The 20,501-nt window shown below is 42.1% G+C and carries 25 protein-coding genes; 22 read left to right on the plus strand and 3 right to left on the minus strand.

Annotated elements, in window-relative coordinates; translation table 11 throughout:
* Nucleotides 1–6 precede the first annotated feature (6 nt).
* Entirely contained in the window at nucleotides 7–633 is a 627-nt protein-coding gene (locus EMP01_RS00435) for a carbonic anhydrase (protein ID WP_129019526.1), read from the plus strand.
* A 76-nt stretch (nucleotides 634–709) separates the two neighbouring features.
* Here EMP01_RS00435 and EMP01_RS00440 read toward each other — a convergent pair whose 3' ends face one another.
* Entirely contained in the window at nucleotides 710–1,807 is a 1,098-nt protein-coding gene (locus EMP01_RS00440; protein ID WP_129019527.1) for a DUF4476 domain-containing protein, read from the minus strand.
* A gap of 9 nt (nucleotides 1,808–1,816) precedes the next feature.
* Complete coding sequence (locus EMP01_RS00445; protein WP_129019528.1) at nucleotides 1,817–2,317, minus strand: biotin/lipoyl-containing protein; 501 nt, start codon at nucleotides 2,315–2,317, stop codon at nucleotides 1,817–1,819.
* A gap of 132 nt (nucleotides 2,318–2,449) precedes the next feature.
* Here EMP01_RS00445 and EMP01_RS00450 point away from each other — a divergent pair, with 132 nt between their 5' ends.
* The 11 genes from EMP01_RS00450 (at nucleotide 2,450) to EMP01_RS00495 (ending at nucleotide 14,090) form a co-directional block, all read left to right on the plus strand.
* Nucleotides 2,450–3,541, plus strand: a complete 1,092-nt coding sequence (locus EMP01_RS00450; protein ID WP_237559434.1) for a class I SAM-dependent methyltransferase — start codon at nucleotides 2,450–2,452, stop codon at nucleotides 3,539–3,541.
* 38 nt (nucleotides 3,542–3,579) lie between these two features.
* Nucleotides 3,580–4,812: an NAD(P)/FAD-dependent oxidoreductase gene (locus tag EMP01_RS00455; protein ID WP_129019529.1), complete on the plus strand. Its 1,233-nt coding sequence runs from the start codon at nucleotides 3,580–3,582 to the stop codon at nucleotides 4,810–4,812.
* A gap of 6 nt (nucleotides 4,813–4,818) precedes the next feature.
* On the plus strand, nucleotides 4,819–5,412 hold the full coding sequence (locus EMP01_RS00460) for a hypothetical protein (protein WP_129019530.1): 594 nt from the start codon (nucleotides 4,819–4,821) through the stop codon (nucleotides 5,410–5,412).
* Complete coding sequence (locus tag EMP01_RS00465; RefSeq protein ID WP_129019531.1) at nucleotides 5,412–5,747, plus strand: MGMT family protein; 336 nt, start codon at nucleotides 5,412–5,414, stop codon at nucleotides 5,745–5,747. The genes EMP01_RS00460 and EMP01_RS00465 overlap by 1 nt, the downstream gene beginning before the upstream one ends.
* A gap of 111 nt (nucleotides 5,748–5,858) precedes the next feature.
* The gene (locus EMP01_RS15475; protein WP_161971178.1) at nucleotides 5,859–6,035 is read left to right on the plus strand and encodes a hypothetical protein; all 177 of its coding nucleotides are present in this window, start codon (nucleotides 5,859–5,861) and stop codon (nucleotides 6,033–6,035) included.
* A gap of 83 nt (nucleotides 6,036–6,118) precedes the next feature.
* Complete coding sequence (locus EMP01_RS00470) at nucleotides 6,119–7,612, plus strand: SIR2 family protein (RefSeq protein ID WP_129019532.1); 1,494 nt, start codon at nucleotides 6,119–6,121, stop codon at nucleotides 7,610–7,612.
* A 76-nt stretch (nucleotides 7,613–7,688) separates the two neighbouring features.
* Nucleotides 7,689–7,907, plus strand: coding sequence for a hypothetical protein (locus tag EMP01_RS00475; RefSeq protein ID WP_129019533.1), 219 nt, complete (start codon nucleotides 7,689–7,691; stop codon nucleotides 7,905–7,907).
* Nucleotides 7,908–8,056: 149 nt separating this feature from the next.
* A complete protein-coding gene (locus tag EMP01_RS00480; RefSeq protein WP_129019534.1) occupies nucleotides 8,057–9,724 on the plus strand; it encodes a glutamine--tRNA ligase/YqeY domain fusion protein in 1,668 nt (555 codons plus the stop codon).
* A gap of 70 nt (nucleotides 9,725–9,794) precedes the next feature.
* Nucleotides 9,795–10,523, plus strand: a complete 729-nt coding sequence (gene fabG, locus EMP01_RS00485; RefSeq protein ID WP_129019535.1) for a 3-oxoacyl-ACP reductase FabG — start codon at nucleotides 9,795–9,797, stop codon at nucleotides 10,521–10,523.
* A 46-nt stretch (nucleotides 10,524–10,569) separates the two neighbouring features.
* A complete protein-coding gene (gene aspS / locus EMP01_RS00490) occupies nucleotides 10,570–12,339 on the plus strand; it encodes an aspartate--tRNA ligase (RefSeq protein WP_129019536.1) in 1,770 nt (589 codons plus the stop codon).
* Between the two features lie 485 nt (nucleotides 12,340–12,824).
* The gene (locus EMP01_RS00495; RefSeq protein WP_129019537.1) at nucleotides 12,825–14,090 is read left to right on the plus strand and encodes a hypothetical protein; all 1,266 of its coding nucleotides are present in this window, start codon (nucleotides 12,825–12,827) and stop codon (nucleotides 14,088–14,090) included.
* 165 nt (nucleotides 14,091–14,255) lie between these two features.
* On the opposite strand, the gene EMP01_RS00500 is transcribed toward EMP01_RS00495, so the two are convergent.
* Nucleotides 14,256–14,936, minus strand: a complete 681-nt coding sequence (locus tag EMP01_RS00500; protein ID WP_129019538.1) for a hypothetical protein — start codon at nucleotides 14,934–14,936, stop codon at nucleotides 14,256–14,258.
* Between the two features lie 169 nt (nucleotides 14,937–15,105).
* Between EMP01_RS00500 and EMP01_RS00505 the strand changes: the two genes are divergently transcribed.
* The 10 genes from EMP01_RS00505 to EMP01_RS00550 all read left to right on the plus strand — a co-directional run bounded on the left by EMP01_RS00505 (nucleotide 15,106) and on the right by EMP01_RS00550 (nucleotide 20,459).
* A complete protein-coding gene (locus EMP01_RS00505) occupies nucleotides 15,106–15,291 on the plus strand; it encodes a hypothetical protein (RefSeq protein ID WP_129019539.1) in 186 nt (61 codons plus the stop codon).
* 454 nt (nucleotides 15,292–15,745) lie between these two features.
* A complete protein-coding gene (locus EMP01_RS00510; RefSeq protein WP_129019540.1) occupies nucleotides 15,746–15,955 on the plus strand; it encodes a DUF4287 domain-containing protein in 210 nt (69 codons plus the stop codon).
* 20 nt (nucleotides 15,956–15,975) lie between these two features.
* Nucleotides 15,976–16,623 (plus strand): DUF4919 domain-containing protein, encoded by a 648-nt coding sequence (locus EMP01_RS00515; RefSeq protein ID WP_129019541.1) that lies wholly within the window; start codon nucleotides 15,976–15,978, stop codon nucleotides 16,621–16,623.
* Nucleotides 16,624–16,646: 23 nt separating this feature from the next.
* Complete coding sequence (locus EMP01_RS00520) at nucleotides 16,647–17,363, plus strand: hypothetical protein (protein ID WP_129019542.1); 717 nt, start codon at nucleotides 16,647–16,649, stop codon at nucleotides 17,361–17,363.
* 90 nt (nucleotides 17,364–17,453) lie between these two features.
* Nucleotides 17,454–17,858 carry a hypothetical protein gene (locus EMP01_RS00525; RefSeq protein WP_129019543.1) on the plus strand — a complete coding sequence of 135 codons (405 nt, stop codon included), beginning with the start codon at nucleotides 17,454–17,456 and terminating at the stop codon, nucleotides 17,856–17,858.
* Nucleotides 17,859–17,902: 44 nt separating this feature from the next.
* The gene (locus tag EMP01_RS00530) at nucleotides 17,903–18,748 is read left to right on the plus strand and encodes a rhomboid family protein (protein ID WP_129019544.1); all 846 of its coding nucleotides are present in this window, start codon (nucleotides 17,903–17,905) and stop codon (nucleotides 18,746–18,748) included.
* A 24-nt stretch (nucleotides 18,749–18,772) separates the two neighbouring features.
* Nucleotides 18,773–19,051, plus strand: coding sequence for a hypothetical protein (locus tag EMP01_RS00535; protein ID WP_129019545.1), 279 nt, complete (start codon nucleotides 18,773–18,775; stop codon nucleotides 19,049–19,051).
* A 45-nt stretch (nucleotides 19,052–19,096) separates the two neighbouring features.
* Nucleotides 19,097–19,279, plus strand: a complete 183-nt coding sequence (locus tag EMP01_RS00540) for a hypothetical protein (RefSeq protein WP_129019546.1) — start codon at nucleotides 19,097–19,099, stop codon at nucleotides 19,277–19,279.
* A 22-nt stretch (nucleotides 19,280–19,301) separates the two neighbouring features.
* A complete protein-coding gene (locus tag EMP01_RS00545; protein WP_129019547.1) occupies nucleotides 19,302–19,922 on the plus strand; it encodes a hypothetical protein in 621 nt (206 codons plus the stop codon).
* 3 nt (nucleotides 19,923–19,925) lie between these two features.
* Nucleotides 19,926–20,459, plus strand: coding sequence for a hypothetical protein (locus EMP01_RS00550; protein ID WP_129019548.1), 534 nt, complete (start codon nucleotides 19,926–19,928; stop codon nucleotides 20,457–20,459).
* Nucleotides 20,460–20,501: the final 42 nt, after the last annotated feature.

A 20,501-nucleotide genomic window follows, 5' to 3' on the forward strand; every position in this document is an offset into this window, starting at 1 on the left:
GCGAAAATGAACATTGAGCAACTGTTTAAAAATAACCGAGAGTGGATCGAAAATAAACTCCGCAGCGACTCTCAGTATTTCGAAAAACTGGCTGCAGGCCAGCAACCTAAAATATTATATATCGGCTGCTCCGATAGTCGTGTAACCGTAGAAGAGATCCTGGGACTGGAACCAGGAGAAGCATTTGTACACCGCAATGTAGCCAATCTGGTCAACAATGTGGACCTGAATGTAATGTCGGTAATCAACTACGCACTGGATCACCTTAATGTGGATCACGTAGTGATTTGCGGCCACTACAATTGTGGCGGTGTAAAAGCGGCTATGCAATCGGCAGACCTGGGCATATTAAACCCATGGCTGCGCAATATCCGTGATGTGTACCGTATGCACATGGATGAGCTGAATGCGATCAGCGATGAAGCGAAGCGTTATGACCGCCTGGTAGAACTGAATGTAGAAGAACAATGCGTAAATGTGCTGAAGACAGCAGCAGTACAACGCGGCGTACGCAACCGTGGCGTTACCGTTCATGGCTGGGTGTTTGACCTGCGCAATGGTATGGTAAAAGACCTTCAAATTGACTTCCAGACCAAACTGGAAAAGATCAGAGAGATCTTCCGACTGGACTAATATATCCCGGTTTATACATAAATAATAAAGGTGCTGCATCGCAGCACCTTTATTATTTATGTATATGAACATTTGATTATTGTCCAATCACTTCTTTGGCAAATCGCTGTTTCAGATAATTAGTATTAAACAGTTTCAATAATTGCTCATACTGATCTGCATCGACCACCTTGGGCTTTAATACACGCGCAGCTTCATAACGAGAAGATTGCGAGGAGAATGTTGAAGCCGTTATCCAAACCTGCTGCGTAGTGAAACAGTAGTTCTTACCATACTTCATTATATAAGCCAGGCGCGTTTCCTCGTCCGTACGGTTTTTCAGCTGCTGCATAAAATTATCAAATGCAACCTCTGTCATGGCCTCAGCACAATTAGCCGATCCCGAGCGGTTTGGCTTAGCCGGAACCTCTGCCACTACCGGCACATCAGCATTAGTATTATTATTTTCTCTTTCCTCTTCTCTTCTGTTCCTCCTGCGGTTATTATTTTCATTTTGAGCAGCCTCTTGTTTTTGCTGCATTTCAAAACTCAGAAAGCGTTCATCTTTCTCTTTCGGTGCAGGAGCCTGTTCCTTGACCACGACCGGTGCAGTCTCTTCGGTCTCCGGTTCTGTAACAACCACCTCTTCTTCCTTAACCGGTTTCTCTTTCTTAGGCTTTCCTACCTTAGGCTTTTTCTGCGGTTTCTCTGAAGGAAAGTCAGGCAAAGCATCACCTGTAGTTTGCTCCGGTGCTGTTGTCGGTACAGCCGCAACCGGTGTATTACCTGCTACCAGTTCCTGCAGATCCTTATTCGGATCTGTCATGATATCATCTTCCAGCTTATTGCCGGCAGTAACATAATGCCCGCTGTTCAAGTCATACAAAGCAAACTTTGTATTATCTATCTTTTTCAGCACAAAAGCGCGCTGACTGGACTCAGGAATATTCAGGATAAACTTCTGGGTAGGATATGCATTTTGCTGAAACAAAACATCCAGGTGCAAAGGACCCGGTGCAAGGCCGTTGAGAATAACAAAATTCTTACTGTAACGTGCCTGCATCTCTCCCTCCATCTTAATGTAGATAGGGGTCTGTTTATCTCCCTGTATATATACAAAGGCATCATTCTTATCCTGGGCCAGGAGCAACCCCTGACTCAGTAACATGCTGCCGAACAGTAATATTTTTTTCATTCCGGTATTTTATGCCAGTTCAATCAATACTTCTCCCTTCTCTACAGCCTGGCGTTCTTCAATCCTGATGGCTTTGACTACGGCATCGCCGGGAGCTTTAAATACATTTTCCATTTTCATGGCTTCCAGGATCAGTACAGGTTCTCCTTTCTTAATCGCTTGTCCTTCGGTAACCAGTACTTTCAGGATCAGACCAGGCATAGGTGCCTTGATCGGTTCTACCTTCTGCATTTTAGACACATCCAGACCCATTTTGGCCAGCAACTGATCGATCGGTTCCTGAATCCTGATTTCATACAGGTTATTATTCACCCGTATGCTCATTGTTTTCTTGGTACGGTCTACCGCTTCCACACTCGCCACATAACTTTTGTTATCAGCGATGATGGTAAAACTGCCATTAGCAAGTGCTACGGCATCCCAGTTAACCGGTTGATTATTGATCTTGATTTCGTCCTGCTCTATAGAAACCTCACGTGACGCTGTCTCGGAGAATTGGATGTTGTACATATACGGTCTTGCAAAAATTAAAAACTACACAAAAGTAAGTTATTCTGCCATTCCCGCAAACAACAAGACTTTTTACTTTGCCGTAATAATTTTACTTTTGATGTCTTCATTAAAACCACTATCCAAAAAACTATGGACATTCAAACCCAAAAGAAAGAGCCCATGTTTGCTACTGATAATATTAAAGCCCTGGATGCACTGGACCGTGCACATATGATCGCTTTTGCACCTTATGTATGGGAAGCCTCGAAGCTGCTGATCGAAAAAGGTGTATTGACAGTTGTAGACCAGAGTGGTGCCAATGGAATCACACTGGAAGAGATCGTACCACAAACCGAGTTATCGCATTATGCGGTAAGGGTACTGCTGGAAGCAGGACTGGGCATAGGCCTGGTATATCGTAAAGAAGATCGCTTTATACTAGCCAAAACGGGTTATTTCCTGTTGAAAAACGAAATGACCCGTGTCAACTATGAGTTTATGAGGGATGTATGTGCCGAAGGCGCAAGCGCTCTGGAGGCTTCTTTGCAGAATGAGAAACCAGAAGGCCTTAAAGTATTTGGCGACTGGAGTACTTTATACGAAGGACTGTCTGTGTTCCCGGAACCGGCAAAAAGCAGCTGGCTGGCATTTGACCACTATTATTCCGACAATACATTTGATGTAGCGCTGAACATGGTATTTGCCTCCAATCCTAAAAAGATCCTGGACATCGGTGGCAATACCGGTAAATGGTCGCTGCAAAGCCTGCAACATGATGCACAGGTAGAAATGGGCATTGTAGACCTGCCGGGCCAACTGGCTATGGCGGAAAAGAATATAGATGCAGCCGGATTCAAGGGCCGTGTACAATATTATAACCACAATGTGCTGGACAATAGCCTGAGCCTGCCGGAAGGATATGACATCATCTGGATGAGCCAGTTCCTGGACTGCTTTTCAGATGCAGAGATCATCGGCATCCTGAAGAAATGCCATAAGGCAGCAGGACCGGAAACACGCATTTTCATCAACGAAACCTTCTGGGACAGACAAAAATTCGAGACCTCGGCATTTGCGCTGCAAATGACTTCATTATACTTTACCACTATGGCAAACGGCAACAGCCAGATGTATGATAGTGCAGTATTTTATAAACTGATCGATGAGGCTGGTTTTGAGATCATCGCAACCAATGACAATATTGGTTTGAGCCATACGATACTCGAACTCCGTAAGAAATAATTTTTTCCATTTCTGTAGAACAAAACAAATTATTAGAAATGATACAAACCGACGTACTGGTTATCGGTGCCGGACCTGCAGGTACAGTTGCGGCCTCTATTATAAAGAATGCAGGATACACTGTTGAGATTGTAGAAAAAATGCAGTTTCCTCGTTTTGTCATCGGCGAGAGCTTGCTGCCCCGCTGCCTGGAAGCATTGGAGGAAGCGGGTTTCATGCCGGCACTGAAAGAAAAACAGTTTCAGGAGAAATGGGGTGCCAAATTTGTGAAAGATGGGGCCATATGTGACTTCACCTTTAACGAACAGCATTCAGATGGTTATAAGTATGCCTGGCAGATGCCCCGTGCCGATTTTGACAGCACCCTGGCCGATGAGTGTGAGCGTAAAGGCATACCGGTACATTACCTGAGCGAAGTGATCGATATCAAGATCGACGAACAGGGACACAGCATTACAACGATTCAGAAAGAAGATGGTACTACCTTTCATGTAGCCGCTAAATTTATAGTGGATGGCAGCGGCTACGGTCGCGTGATTCCGCGTATGTTCAATCTGGACAAGCCGGCACAGCTGCCTACCCGCAAAACGATCTTCTGCCATATGGAAGATCCGCGCAGGATGACGGTAGAGGAACCTAACCGCATTGTGATCTATGCGCAGGATACTGATTGCTGGATCTGGACTATTCCTTTCTCAACCGGCGTAACCTCTGTAGGCTTTGTGGCCCTGCCTGAGTATTTTGACCAATACGGCAGCGATGAAGATATCGTAACAAAATTCAAGAAGATGATCGAGGCAGAACCTAATCTGCGCGAGCGTTTCAGAGATGTGGAATGGAAATTTGAACCACGTATCCTGCAAGGCTGGAGTGCGACCTCCACCACATTCTTCGGAAAAGGATTTGTGCTCACGGGCAATGTAACCGAATTCCTGGATCCGATCTTCTCCTCAGGCGTAACCCTGGCTACTGTATCTTCTCAAAAAGCGGCCAACCTGGTGATCAAACACCTGAAAGGCGAAAGCGTAGACTGGGAAAATGAGTATATGAGATACATGGAGAAAGGTGTAGATGTATTCCGTACCTATGTAAAATCATGGTATACCGGCGACCTGTACAAAATCTTCTTCGCTGACAATAAAAATCAGGATGTGAAGGCCCAGATCTGTTCTGTGCTGGCTGGTTATGTGTGGGATGATACAAACCCTTTCGTTAAAAATCATGAGCGCTCGGTAAGTGCATTAGTCAACTTCCTGGAGCATAATAAATAATCATCAATGTTGTATATCCATCATGTCGTTTCGCTAAGTAAAGATGCGCTCATTGCAGACGGGCAGGTATTGCACCAGCTGCAGGGCGATAGCCTTAGTGAAACGATCACAACATTATACCGCAGTCTGGGCATCAGCTATCCTAAATTCTTTAAGATGGACCTCCTGTCCAAAGCTGCCTTTCTTGCTACAGAAGTACTGGTACAAATCCTGGGCGATATTGAAGATAAAGACCGGGTGGCTACTGTATTAACCACCAGCAACGGTTGTATGGATGTGGATGAAAAGTTTGAGGCTTCCCGTACAGAACTGGCTTCCCCTGCCCTGTTTGTCTATACATTACCCAATATTATGCTGGGTGAAATCTGTATCCGCAATCAGTTTAAGGGAGAGCAGATGTGCACCCTTTCCGAGCAGTTAGATATTCCCTTCACTGCATTTTACGTTACCGACTTATTACAGCAGCGCAATACAGCTGCCTGTCTCTGCGGCTTTGCCGAGGCTTATGGAGATCAGCTGGATGTACGCCTGATCTGGGTCTCAGCCGAACCTAAAGGGGAACCGTTTACCCCTGAACAATTAAGCAGTATCTTCAACTGATGGACACTTTAGCACAATACCAGGCTATATATGATATCGTACGGCTTATCCCGTATGGCAGGGTATGCAGTTATGGTGTTATCGCAAAATGTGTCGGTTACGGCTGTACCGCCCGCATTGTAGGCCGTGCCATGTTCAACAGCCATAACCTGCCCGATGTACCCGCACACCGTGTGGTCAACAGTGAGGGAAAACTTACCGGCCGTTTTCATTTTGATACCCCTACAGAGATGGAAGATCGCCTGAAAGCCGAAGGAATTTCTATAAAAAATGATAAAATTGTAGATTTTCGCACCGTTTTCTGGGATCCGGACACCCTTGCGGCAGAGTTTTAAGAAAACGATAGTATTTGCCTCTGTACCTTTATATCAGTTTTCAAAGGTGCGGCAATGGACTACTTTCGGATTGATATGATAACACAGACCTTCGGGCGGATTTACCTCTACGTGAAACATCGTAATCCCGTCAAAAGGCGAAAAATTTTAATTGAAGAATACAACGGATCTTATCACGTTGTAGGCAGGGAGGCCATACTCTGGACCTCTGTTCTGTTCCTCATGATTGTGGTGCTGATAGCGGTTATCATGACGGTCTCGACTACCCTGGAGACGTATGCAGAGTAGCAACCGAAACGATTCTAAATAAATTTCGGGTTACCACTAAACTTGTATCTAAACATTTATTAACTTTAGATAAAGGCAAATAAATGACAATACAAGAATTTATCTCTCAATATAAAAACCATCCTGTACTTTTTGTTGGTACTGGTATAAGTTTGCGTTATTTAAAAAACTCATATACATGGGATGGCCTTTTAAAAAAAATTGCATTCGATTTTACTCAAAACGAAGAGTACTATCTTGATATAAAATCTCAATGTTATATTGATGGAAAATTTAATTATTTAAAAATCGCAGAGATTCTTGAAAATGCTTTCAATCAGCATCTTCAAGAAAATCGGAGTGGCAAATTTGAGGCTATAAACAATATTTTTTATGAAAAAATGGCTAATGGTATATTCATTAGTCGATTTAAGATCTATATAAGTGAACTTTTATCAAAGTTAGAATTTAAGGAAGCACAAGAAGAAGAGCTGAAAAAGTTCAAAAAAATCAGAAAAAATATAGGTTCAGTTATTACGACAAATTATGATCCGTTAATTGAGCATTTATTTGAATTCAACAAATTGATAGGTAATAACATTTTACTTAGTAACCCCTATGGTTCTGTCTATAAAATTCATGGTTGTTGTGAAGATCCCTCAAAAATAATTATTACTAATCAAGATTATGAAGAATTTGATAGTAAATATGAATTAATACGAGCACAATTATTGTCACTATTTATACATAATCCAATAATCTTTCTAGGATATAGTGTAGGAGACGATAATATAAAAAAAATCCTAAAAACAATTTTCACATATGTTGAACCAAATTCGGATTTAGCAACTAAAATAAAGAATAATTTCTTGCTAGTTGAATATGAACGAGATTTCAACAATGAACAAACCTCTGAGCATGATATAGTTCTAGAAAATGGCTTAACGATTAGAATAAATAAAATTAAAACTGATAATTTTTCGATAATTTATGATGCAATCTCCAATCTTCAATTACCTATTACGGCACTGGATGTTAGGAAAGTTCAAACTATTGTAAAAGAGATATATGCAGGTGGCGAAATAAAGGTAAACATTACAGAAGATTTAGATTCTCTGAAAAATAGTGATAAAATATTAGCAATTGGATCTGCCAAAACAATTCAATATCAATATCAAACTGCTCCAGAACTACTCGCAAATTACTTTAATATAATTGATGAATCAAATGATCAAATTTTGTCGCTTATAGATAAATATAAAATACAGCCAAGTCAATACTTTCCTGTATTTGGGTTTGGACAAATTAATCCAAATATAGAGTGCCTTTCAACGTTAAAAGAACAGCAAGAGAAAAATTTAAGAAGTTGCATAAATCAAATTCCTATAGCGTTAAAAAAAGTGCATCAATCTATAGAAGGAATTATTGAGGATGAAAGTATACCCAATTCTTATAAAATGAATTCAATTATATGGAATACCTACGAATCAAACTTAAATCTTGATGAAGTAGAACTGTATTTGCGTGACAACTTTTCAATATCTGATACATTTAGCAGAAAACTATTAAGTGCTTATGACTTGAGAAAATATCAATAACAACTTACTCTTTAAACGTTATAGTTTACCTAAACAATTTTCACGAAAGTAGATTTCTTCCTATCTTTGATGCATTATGTTTCTGAAGATATTAATTTTTTTAATCGTAATCAGCCTTATCGCACGTTTCGTGCTGCGTTTCTTACTGCCTATCATGCAGGTGACCCGTGCTGCCCGACAGCAGATGCAGGATATGCAGCAGCATATGAATGCGATGAACAACCAGCGTGCCGAAAAGCAAAAGCCCAATCAAAGACTGGATGGTGAATTTATTGATTACGAAGAAGTCAAATAGCACTCACCCACCTTTTTTATAGCAGATTTGCCCGGCCCCTGAGCCGGGCATTTTTATATCCTGCATAAATTATCTCCCATTATTTTATCAGCTAGGCTGCATTAGGTATATTTGCAGCGTTATGTAACATTTTATAACAAAACATTACCATGAGCGAAGAACGTTCTCTGAATTTTATAGAAGAAATTATTGAAAAAGACCTGGAAGCCGGAACCCACGAAGGCCGTGTACACACACGCTTTCCGCCCGAGCCTAACGGTTATTTACATATAGGTCATGCCAAATCGATCTGCCTGAACTTTGGCCTGGCTAAAAAATATAACGGCAAGTGCAACCTGCGCTTCGACGATACCAACCCTGTAACCGAAGATACCGAGTATGTAGAGAGCATCATGAATGATGTACGCTGGCTGGGCTTCGACTGGGATGAACTGCATTATACCTCCGACTATTTCGATCAACTGCATGACTTTGCGGTAGACCTGATCAAAAAAGGACTGGCTTATGTAGACGATTCTACCTCGGAAGAGATCGCTGCCACAAAAGGCAACATCGACCGTCCGGGTACGAACAGTCCGTTCCGCGACAGAACGGTTGATGAAAACCTGCAACTGTTTACCGAAATGCGTGAAGGTAAATATGCCGATGGTGAGAAAGTATTGCGTGCCAAAATAGATATGGCGCATCCGAATATGCTGCTGCGCGATCCGATCATTTACCGGATCAAACATGCACATCACCACCGTACCGGCGACAAATGGTGCATCTACCCGATGTATGATTTCGCACACGGACAAAGTGATAGTATTGAAAAGATTACCCACTCGATCTGTACCCTGGAGTTTATCCACCACAGACCATTATATGACTGGTGTATTGATAAGCTGGGTATCTTCCCTTCACATCAATACGAGTTTGCCCGCCTGAACCTGAATTATACGGTGATGAGCAAGCGTAAACTACTGCAACTGGTCAATGAAAAACAAGTGAATGGCTGGGACGATCCGCGTATGCCTACCATCAGTGGTATGCGCCGCAGAGGATATACACCGGAGAGCATCCGCAAGTTTGCAGAAACCATCGGTGTGGCGAAGCGTGAAAACCTGATTGACATAGGCCTGCTGGAATTCTGTGTGCGTGAGCACCTGAATAAAGTGGCCCTGCGTCGTATGGCAGTACTGGATCCGATCAAACTGATCATCACCAATTATCCTGAAGGACAAACTGAGACACTGAGTGCAGAGAATAATCCTGAGGATGAAAACGGCGGCCACCGCCCGATCAGCTTCAGTAATACTTTATGGATCGAGCGTGATGACTTTATGGAGAACCCTCCGGCCAAGTACTTCCGCCTGGGTGTAGGACTGAAATCCCGTCTGAAGCATGCATATATCGTGGAATGTACCGGTTTCAAAAAAGACGAAAACGGCAATGTAACGGAAGTATACTGTACTTATTTCCCGGAAAGCAAGAGCGGTAGCGATACCAGCGGCATTAAGGTAAAAGGTACTATGCACTGGGTAGACGCCAACACTGCAGAGACTGCGGAGATACGCCTGTACGACCGCCTGTTCAAGGTGGAGAACCCGGCTACTGAAGAAGGCGATTTTAAAGATTATATCAATACAGATTCTTTAAGCACAATCTCTAAAGCGTATATCGAACCGGCACTGAAAGACGCTACCCTTGCGGACCGTTTCCAGTTTCTGCGTATCGGTTATTTTGCTTTAGATACAGACAGTACTGCAGACCATATCGTGTTCAACAAAACGGTAGGGCTGAAAGACAGCTGGAGCAAAGAACAAAAGAAAGGATAAACCTGATTAAGAATACATCATTTAAAGGAAGCAACGCTTCCTTTAAATGATAATACATCTACAGACAAATATGAAGTATGCATTAGTTACCGGAGGCTCAAGAGGTATAGGACGCGCAGTTTGCGTGGCCCTGGCGCAACTGGGCTACCCGGTGATCATCAATTACAAAGGGAATGTAACCGCAGCTGAAGAGACTGCGGCTATGGTAAAGGCTGCCGGACAGGAAGCTGTTTTATTACCCTTCGATGTAGCGAAAAAAGAAGACGTAACCGCTGCTTTGGGTGGCTGGATAGAAGCCAATAAAGGCAGTACTATAGAAGTACTGGTCAATAATGCAGGCATCCGTAATGATGTACTCATGGCCTTTATGGAAGATGAGCAATGGCGCTCGGTACTGGATACCAGCCTCGAAGGCATGTACAATGTAACCCGTACCATTATGCAACCTTTGCTGATGAACCGTTTCGGCCGCATCATCAATATTGTATCGCTCAGCGGACTGAAAGGTATGCCGGGACAGGTGAACTATTCTGCGGCTAAAGCAGGCATCATTGGTGCGACCAAGGCTTTGGCACAGGAGATTGCCAAGCGTAACATTACGGTGAATGCAATTGCTCCGGGCTTCGTTGCTTCGGATATGACCAGCGACCTGAATGAAAAAGAACTGTCTGCTATGATCCCGATGAACCGTTTCGGTAAACCGGAGGAAGTGGCGGCACTGGTAAAATTCCTGGCTTCTAAAGATGCAGGATACATTACCGGTCAGGTGATCTCCATCAATGGTGGGTTGTATACCTAAACAGATTTGTCTTTAATACTATAAAATAATTTTACAACATATTATAATGTATCGTTCGCACAATTGCGGGGAACTCCGCGCTACACATATCAATGAGGAAGTAAGCCTGAGCGGCTGGGTACAGACCGTAAAAAAACTGGGGAGTATCACTTTTGTGAACATTCGTGACCGTTATGGCATCACCCAGTTATTTTTCAATGAAGCTATGACCGTACAGCTGAACGAGAACCCACTGGGCCGCGAATACGTGATCCAGGCCAAAGGTAAGGTGATCGAGCGCAGCAGCAAGAATCCTAAAATGCCTACCGGTGATATTGAAATTGAAGTAACGGAATATACCATCCTGAACAAATCGGCCGTACCACCATTTACCATCGAAGAAGAAACCGATGGGGGGGATGAGCTGCGTATGAAATACCGCTACCTGGACCTGCGCCGCCCTACCCTGCGCCGCAACCTGGAGCTGCGTTACAACGTAAACCGTGCTGCCCGTAACTACCTGCATGAGCAGGGATTTATGGATATCGAAACGCCATTCCTGATCAAATCTACCCCGGAAGGTGCCCGCGACTTCATCGTACCATCCCGTATGAATGAAGGTCAGTTTTATGCCCTGCCGCAAAGCCCGCAGACCTTCAAGCAATTGCTGATGGTGAGCGGTTATGATAAATACTACCAGGTGGTAAAATGTTTCCGTGATGAGGATCTGCGTGCAGATCGTCAGCCGGAATTTACCCAGATCGACTGTGAAATGAGCTTCGTAGAACAGGAAGATATTCTGCAAACCTTCGAAGGCATGTTCAAGCATATCTTTAAAGAAATTAAAGGACTGGAGATCAATGATGCCTTTCCGCGCATGACCTGGCACGAATCTATGCGTGACTATGGTAATGACAAGCCGGATATCCGTTTCGGCATGAAGATCCAGAACCTGAAAGTCAGCAATACCGTACATTGTGAAGTACTGAACGGTGTAGACTTCAAGGTGACTAATGAGGCAGAGAGTATCTTAGCCATCTGCGTACCTAACGGTGCTGACTATACGCGTAAGCAAACTGATGAACTGACGGAGTGGGTGAAACGCCCGCAGATCGGTATGACCGGTCTGCTGTTCATCAAATGTAATACCGACGGTACTTATAAGAGTTCCGTTGATAAATTCTTAGATGAAGCCCGTCAGAAAGCGATTGCGGAAGCCTGTGGTGCACAAGCGGGTGATATCATCCTGATGCTGGCCGGTGGCGAAGACCGTACCCGTGCTGCTATGGCTACCCTGCGCCTGGAAATGGGCGAAAGACTGGGCCTGCGCAATCCGGAAGAGTTTGCTCCGCTGTGGGTTTTAGACTTCCCATTGTTTGAGCATAACGAAGAAGATAACCGCTGGTACGCCAAGCACCATCCGTTCACCGCACCAAAACCGGAGCATATCGAACTGATGAACGATCAGAGCCGTTTCGGCGAGATCAATGCCAATGCTTACGACATCGTACTGAACGGTACCGAGATCGGCGGTGGTTCTATCCGTATCTATCAAAGAGAATTGCAGGAGAAAATGTTTGCCGCCCTAGGCATGAGCAAAAAAGAAAGCCAGGAGCAATTTGGCTTCTTATTAGGTGCCTTCGAGTACGGTGCACCTCCACACGGCGGACTGGCATTCGGTTTCGACCGTCTGTGTGCCCTGCTGGGTGGTGAAGAAAGCATCCGCGACTTTATTGCCTTCCCTAAAAACAACTCCGGCCGCGATGTGATGCTGGATGCTCCGGCACATGTAGAACCCAAGCAACTGGATGAACTGAAGTTAAAGGTGAATCTGTAAAGAAACACTTCGAGTGACACGTAGTGAAGTGGAGAAATCTGTCTCTATCGTCATTTCGAGTGACACGTAGTGAAGTCGAGAAATCTCCTATAGTATCTATAATAATAGCGCAGCGCACTGATCTCTGGATCAGTGCGCTGCGCTATTATTATTATGTGTCCTGTTCTGAAATCTCAATATTATACCTGCTATTGATCACCAAGCACTTATCTCTATATAATGGAAACCTGTTTTATTTTGGAGAAAAACAAGGGGAAAAAGGCGGCGATTGAAAAAGTAAAAATCAGGCTATTACTCAAAGAAATCCTACCCTACTTTAATGATATATATCTGAAAAAAGAAAAATATTCAAATTTATATGACAAATAATTTACTATCATAGCGTTATAAATTCAACTTACATTTCTGTGAAAAAATTAATTTGAATTAACTTTTTTTAGATTTCTATAACTTACATTTGTCATGAATATAAAATTTATTTATTTATGAAAAAAACAAAATTTAGCATTATTGCATTGTCGGCTCTTTTATTTTGTGTTGGGCTGTTTACAATCTATTCTTGTAACAAAGATGTTAGCCCTGGTCAATGTGGTACTCCGGGAACACAGTTAGCTGCCAAGATACACAGTCAAGTAACATTCCCTAACAAGGTAACCAGTACTGTAAGTTTTATGGATAAGGATGAGTATAAGAATCGTCCTGATGCTTGTGTTTATGCATGGGCTGAAGAAAGCTATTCACCCAACCAAATGGTACAGCTTTTAAACAGTTTTGGTATTATGCAAATTAACAATCAACAAAATCTGTTAGGTATAATTGCTTACTATGGTAATGATAAAAAAGATTACGTTTTAAATAATGATTTAGTTTATGGCTTCTTAGTTCTGACTAATGATGACAAGGGATATATGTACACTCAAGTATTCCAAAAAAACGGAAACAAATTTGAACACTTACCAAAATTCGATTCTAAAATATGGAAGCTGTTAATGACCGAGCGTAATGATTTAGCCAAAATACTGGCTGGCAGAAATAACGATCTTGGTTATGCTGTAAGAATTGTAAACAGACAAAGTACTTACAAACCAGCAGTAAGAGGAACAAGAGCAAATAACTTTCAACACCAAATTGATGCTGAATTAAAAGGATTAACAACTTTAGAATACAGCACGCATATCATGCGTAAATTTACTGAACCTGAACATGCTGGCAATAAAACATGTTCTTTACAGGAATGTAAAGTTACTGGTAAAGGTCGTTGTGCAGATGCATTTCCATCAGAAACACCTTTTTGTGATGAAGATAAAACAATTGGAGAAACCTGTGGAGGTAAAATTGCATATCAAGTTGCTGAAATGACAAATCTTGATGTAATGAATGCAACTGTAAATTTTCGTGACAATATCCTTAGTCAATCAAGCTATGGTATCCACTTTACAGAAGACCTTGAATATGTAGGATATATTTTTACGCAACACTTATCTATGTCTGATGCACTTGATATAGTTGATGTAATGGATCATGTAATTTATCCATTGGCACAAAAATTAAATAATCCTGATGCCATGAATGATAACACTGCATTTATGACTACTGCACAAGCAACAGCTTTACATAATATCATTACTCAAATTCGTGCATTGTCTACTGATGGTCTTTATAATGAAATCTTAGACGAAATGAGTGCTAACGTTACTTATGTACAAGGAATGACTACTGCACAAGTATACCATGAATTAATTCCAAGTTAATTACATATAATATCACATAATGTTAAATAAAAAAGGGCTCAAATAGAGTCCTTTTTTATTTAACATTATAGTCTAACATACTTGTTCCTTCACTGACGCGCTCCCAGCGCATAACCCCAAATACCCCAGTACAGAAACACAAAAGGAGCCGCACGGCTCCTTTTTCTATTCCTCCATATCCTGTTCCAAACCTCGTTCATGACGGCCACCCAGGTTCTGGATCATGCGTGCAGACCGGTATTCCCGCTCCAGGGCCGTATCAGCAAACAGGTTCATGAGGCTGTCGATCTTATACAGACAAAGCCGCAGGCTGGCAATCAGTTCCGGTATATGCTCCTGGTTATAGGTCCTGCGCTCCACAATCGTGGTACGCGGACGGCTGATCTGTTGCTCAAATGCATTGATCAGCTCATTGAGATTGGTAATATCATTATGCGTAATACAGTAAGCCTGCAATTGCAATTCCAGGGCCTGAAGGCGGGTATAAATATCCTTCAGCTTAGACAGCGTCAGGTTGTCGGGGCGTTGCAGCAAAGCCGTTCTGGATACCCTTAACTGATCATGCAATGCCGGGTTATTGGTATCGAGCGCATAAACGCTGGCCCTTTTGGCCAGATTCACTGCCAGTTGTACGGCCCGCGCCTCCGTGTCCAGTTTATGTTCCGTAACGCCTTCCGATCGCAGTTCTGCACCTTTAGCAGCTGTAGACAGGTCGCGGATCAGCTGCGCAAAGGTATCGGACTGTTGCACGAAGACCGGAACCGGTAGCCAGATAGCTTTGTTAGTGTCCAGCACCTGCTGTACGGAACGGCACATGGACAGAAAATTGACTTCTTTCTGATTCATAGCATTTTTAGTTTTAACGGTTTTAAATAAGCATGACAATGCTCTCTGCTACTCAAATATAAGTATCAAAAATCCCTTATAATGCAGTCCAGTAAACGATTTCATTATTTTTATACAGCATATTGACTATCAACATCTTTCTCTTGATCTATTTTTATCAACCAACTTAATGACTACGATGCTGTTATATACCTGCAGCAAGGATACATACGGTTGCAGAACGAATTATGAGGCTGACAGAGTGACTTATGACGGAGACAGTACAGATTATGGTATGATCATCATGAATTATGAAGAGTACAGAATGTATTATGCTGTTGTCAGTACGAATTATTATATGGACAGTATGAAATAATGTATTTACAGAACAGATAATGCCATGATCAGTACGAATTATGAAGAGTACAGAAGACATTATGCTGTGGTCAGAACGAATTATTATATTGATAGTATGGAATAATCTATTTACAGAACAGATGATACCATGATCAGCGCGAATTATGCTGTGGTCAGTATAAATTATGGAATCAACAGCAGGAAAAACTGAGGAGTATATACGGATTAATTATTCCCTGCTCCTATTTTTCACATCATCACACCCTTTATAAAGGGGTGAAACACCCGGAGCCTCCTCTGTCGGTACCGCTTACCTTTGTACAGCATTAAATTGCACATGTACAGATGAGCTGTATATAATGAAGAGAGGGTCATCATCTCCGGGCATTCCGGGGGTGATGATTTTTTTATGCACATTGGTATCGGTACAATTCAAAAAATGTATTAATATGCATCAGTATAAATCATGAAGTATGAAACAGGACTATTGGAATGTGCGTAATGAACAGGTGATCGAAAAAACAGGAAAGGAGATCGCGGAATGGATCGGTATACTGGATGCCTTCCAGGCAAAGGATAAAAAATCGAATGATGTGGTAGCCCATCTGCAGCAGGAATATAATGTGCCCCGCTACTGGGCCAGAACTTTAACAACTTTGTACCTGAAACAGGACAATCAATAATTAACTAAAAAATACCATTCATGAAACTTCATAAAATGTTGTTACCACTGCTTTGTGGCCTATCTCTGGGCACGGCGGTTTTTGGACAAGAAGCCAAGATTAAGATTCCGGCTACCAAAGACCGGTACGCCAAATATGTACAGCAACTAGAAAACGGGGACCTGGCGATTGACTATACTGATTTCCGGAACAGCTTCCTGGAGAGTAAAATGTTTGCCGAAAAGGGAACTAACTATGACGACCTGAAAACTCAGGTGTATGCTGCCATAAAAAACAAAAATTACCAGGATGTAGTCAGGGCCACTAAAGCCATGCTCAGTATCGATTACACCAGTATGTTTGCCCATAAATACCTGCAACAAACCTATAAGATCCTGGGCGATACGGCCAGCCAGCGTAAATACCATGATATTGAGTTTGGACTGCTGAACTCCATTGTCAACAGCGGAGATGGCAGGACCTGCGAAACGGGCTGGCATGTAACGCAAATCGAAGAGGAATACTTTATCTTAATGATGATCGGGGCAAAAATGAAAAGCCAGAGCATCAGCAGCGGTGGAAACAATACCTGTGATCGCATGGATGTAACAACAGAGGGGGGAGACAGAACATATTATTTCGAAGCCAATAAAGTATTTGAACAGGAAAGTAAATTATTCGGAAAATAGAAAGCATCTTATATTCAGCTAAAATGAAAAGAAAAACACTGACCAGCATAATCTTTGTATCAGGCTTATTTTGTGCGCTATATGCTATCGCACAACAAGAAAAAACAGTCAGATCTACATACAACGGCTGGACCTCGCACAACCTGCAGGGAAAGGTGAGAGAATTGCGCCTGACCTCCTATCCTACAGATGCCAAAGGCCGCAAATTATCAGAGCAGGCGGAGGGTCACAAACATCAATTTGCTTTTTCGGAGCAGGGAGATGAATTACAGTATAATATCTACGATGCCTCCGGCAAACTGCTGGTGAAGTCTGTACCCACTTACATCAATGGGCGCATTGGCAATACGACGAATACGGATATGGCTACCGGGCAGGAGGAACAATGGGTTATGTTCAACTATCTGCTGGATTTTTACCCGCAGGAGGCGCATTGCTATATCAACAATAAACTCCATAAAAAAGTATATAACCAGGTCAATGCAATGGGTCATTTGACGCATACCCGCGTTGTGGATAATAATGACCGACCGACGTACTTGCGCGGCATGAAATATGATGCCCAGGAAAACCTGGTCTCCATCTCCGATACATTCAAAGTATTAAATAATAAGGACAGTATTGTTCAGACGACTTATCGCTATATGCAATCAGACAGCAATCATAACTGGACACTGAGACTGGACCGTGTAAACGGCAGGACATTGATCACGGAGCGGGAGATTATTTACTATAAATAACTGGAACTTGGGGTTAACCTTCTTTTATATTTACATAGCATTTATATAAACTTCTACTATCTTTATGCTCAGAACCCAATAACCCAATACATGAAAAACACTATCATCACCTTACTCATTATGGCCCTGACGGCATCTGCCTGTCAGAAAAACAAGGGGCATAATGGTCACAATAACGATACTGGACATTTTGTCTCAACCAACTTCCAACTGTACGACTCCGCTCACCGGGTAATACAGGATAGCGGACCAGACACCACCATGCATTATCCAATCAGTAGAACGATACAGATCGTTGAGGATACTGCTGCCGGCAAACTGGTCTACATGGGCGATAGCTTCTATTGCTACAATAAAGGCGCCATCAGGCTATATAGTTCCAAACAGGCAAAACCACCTTTCATTGACGTTACAGATACTACAGTAATGGTTAAACTGTATATGTCATGGGTGGGTTACAGGACCTGGGAATACCTTTACGGAACGAAGAGTTAGGAGATCAATACACGTCTTACTTCATATTATATATTTGATCTATTATGAACACCACGCCTGTTACAGGGATTTTACTTATTATCATTACCATTGCCTTTTCCTACCAGGGCTTTAGGGATAGCGTCTTTTTTGATACGTATAAATTTAAAGTTGAGCCGATTATAGCCCGCAAAGACTACAAACGCCTGATCACATCCGGATTTCTTCATTCAGACTGGATGCATTTGGCCTTTAATATGTTCAGCTTATATGCATTCTGCGATTCGATCCTGCTACAGTTAGGTACACCAGCATTTCTGGCCATCTATTTTGCGAGTATGGTCGGTGGTGATTTGCTCAGTCTATGGATACATCGTAACCATGCAGATTATAGTGCTATCGGCGCATCTGGTGCGGTATGTGGTATCATCTTTGCATCTATTGCTTTGTACCCGGGCATAGGCATTAGTTTCTTTTTCTTACCTACTTATATTCCGTCTTGGTTATTTGGCCTGGGTTATGTACTGCTGTCCATATATGGTATACGGACAGCCAAAGATAATGTGGGACATGATGCCCACCTCGGGGGTGCAGTAATCGGTATGCTTACGGCATTAGCGTTTCACCCTGCGGCCATTGAGGAAAATTATATTACCATACTGCTGATCCTCCTACCGGCACTATTTTTCATTGTACTGATTATTACCCGGCCACAGCTGCTGTACAAAGGTAAAATGTATATCCGGCGCAGAAAATCCAATCATTACTCGATAGACCACCAGTATAATGCTGCCCAGCAGGAGCAGTTAGTCGCACTGGACGATATTCTGGACAAAATACATCGTAAGGGCATGAAAAGTCTTACGAAACAGGAAAAAGACATTCTTCAGAAACACTCTGATAAAGTATGAGCGATGATGCAACCCTGCTATTATATGAAACGTTCAGTACTTATTTACATGTGTATTCCTCTACTGCTCTTATCTTCAATAGCTATTCATGCACAAAGGAAATCTACTGTAAACAAATGCCTGTTTGTTCTGGAAAAAGAACACATTAATAAACCCTACCATTTCGGAAAATGGAACCCGGAAAGCGGAGCTACAGCACTACAACTTAACTATTTGGGCCTAGTACACACCAACTCAAACCAGCAATATAAAATACTCACCGCAGTTTGGACCTGGGGCTTATCAGGCAGAACTACATCTTGAATCCTTATATATAACAGGTATAACCATTATGTTGGTAACTATTATATGAATAAGGCAGCAGAACTCCCGGATAAACTGGAACAAGGTAAACTTATTTTCATCAATAATAGTACAGACTGTGGGTATAACAAGCTTACAATAGTTGATTTGCGCAAAGGTTTAACTAAAGAGATTATTGTAAAATGCCAAGGTGATTTCGGAACTTTAAGTATATTTTCATCTGAATAAATCCTGATTAAGCTTTTAATGCATGCGCAAAATAAAATATAAGATACTTATTGGTATTTCAATTATTTTTTTCCTGTTCGTAAATACAACTTATTTCTGGGAAACACCTCTTGGAGCATGGGCTATTCCCATTTTTCTGATAGAACTGGGTTTATATGCAGGGCTCATGGTTGCACTGCTCTGGCTGCTGTACAAAGTAGTAGTGCAAACGCCCGGACGCCGTCAAAGACTAATTGCTATTAGCATAATAACAAGTGTATTATTACTGGTCTACTACCGACCTCAGGGGTTAATCGACTTTACAAAATATGAAGCGGCTGATGTATTGATAGCAGCGCAGGAAGGCACTGCTAATTGCAGAACCACCCTGAGACTGAAAGCAGATCACACATTTAAAGAACGGTCTGTCTGCTTTGGGATTGAAGAGACTACCGGAACGTACCGAATTCAGAATGACACTATATATTTTAGCAATATACACCAGAACAATCCTGAAAGTAAACAGCACACATTTGCCCTCATCAGACCCTCAAAATATGCTGCCACTCCAATGTCCGTGGTGTATTTAAAACATGCCAAGGACAGTATCGGTTATGAGTTAGGAATTACAAAAAATGAACTAAATAAAAAATTGCACCCTTAATCCATGCGCATAACATATAATATACTCTTGTTGCTATGCTTTTTACTACAGGCTCCTGCATACGCACAGAATCATTATCCATCAAAAAGAACTGTACGGAAACTGCTTAAGGACTTAATGCAGCAACAAAAAGAGTATAACAGGGATAAGACCCTGGAACTGTATACTTCTAATGATGATAGCTTGTTTTACAATAATGATACCATTAAATTTTCCACACAAGCTTCCTACGAGTATTGTAATCGGGTTATCTTCATGCTATACAATCTTAAAGACATCGGCTTTAGCGAAGCTTTTATGTGCCAGGAGCCTCCTCTGGGAACAGTCGCCGGTAGACTGCTTACACGCTCCGGCATATTTAAACGAAAGAAGCTATGGCCCTATTACCGGCTAGAAACCATTGAAGGAAAAACAATACTGCATATCTGCCATTTCCGGGAAAGAGATGAATATTACCTCTTTCAGAACATACAGGCTGTCGAGACGCATTACCAACAGAAAGCATATAATTTTATCTTAATTCGTTTGCATCAATAGTTACTACTCTTTATTTCATGTATCAACCCTTTAAGAACGGGA

The sequence above is a fragment of the Edaphocola flava genome, from assembly GCF_004118155.1.
In the GTDB taxonomy this organism is placed as follows: domain Bacteria; phylum Bacteroidota; class Bacteroidia; order Chitinophagales; family Chitinophagaceae; genus Edaphocola; species Edaphocola flava.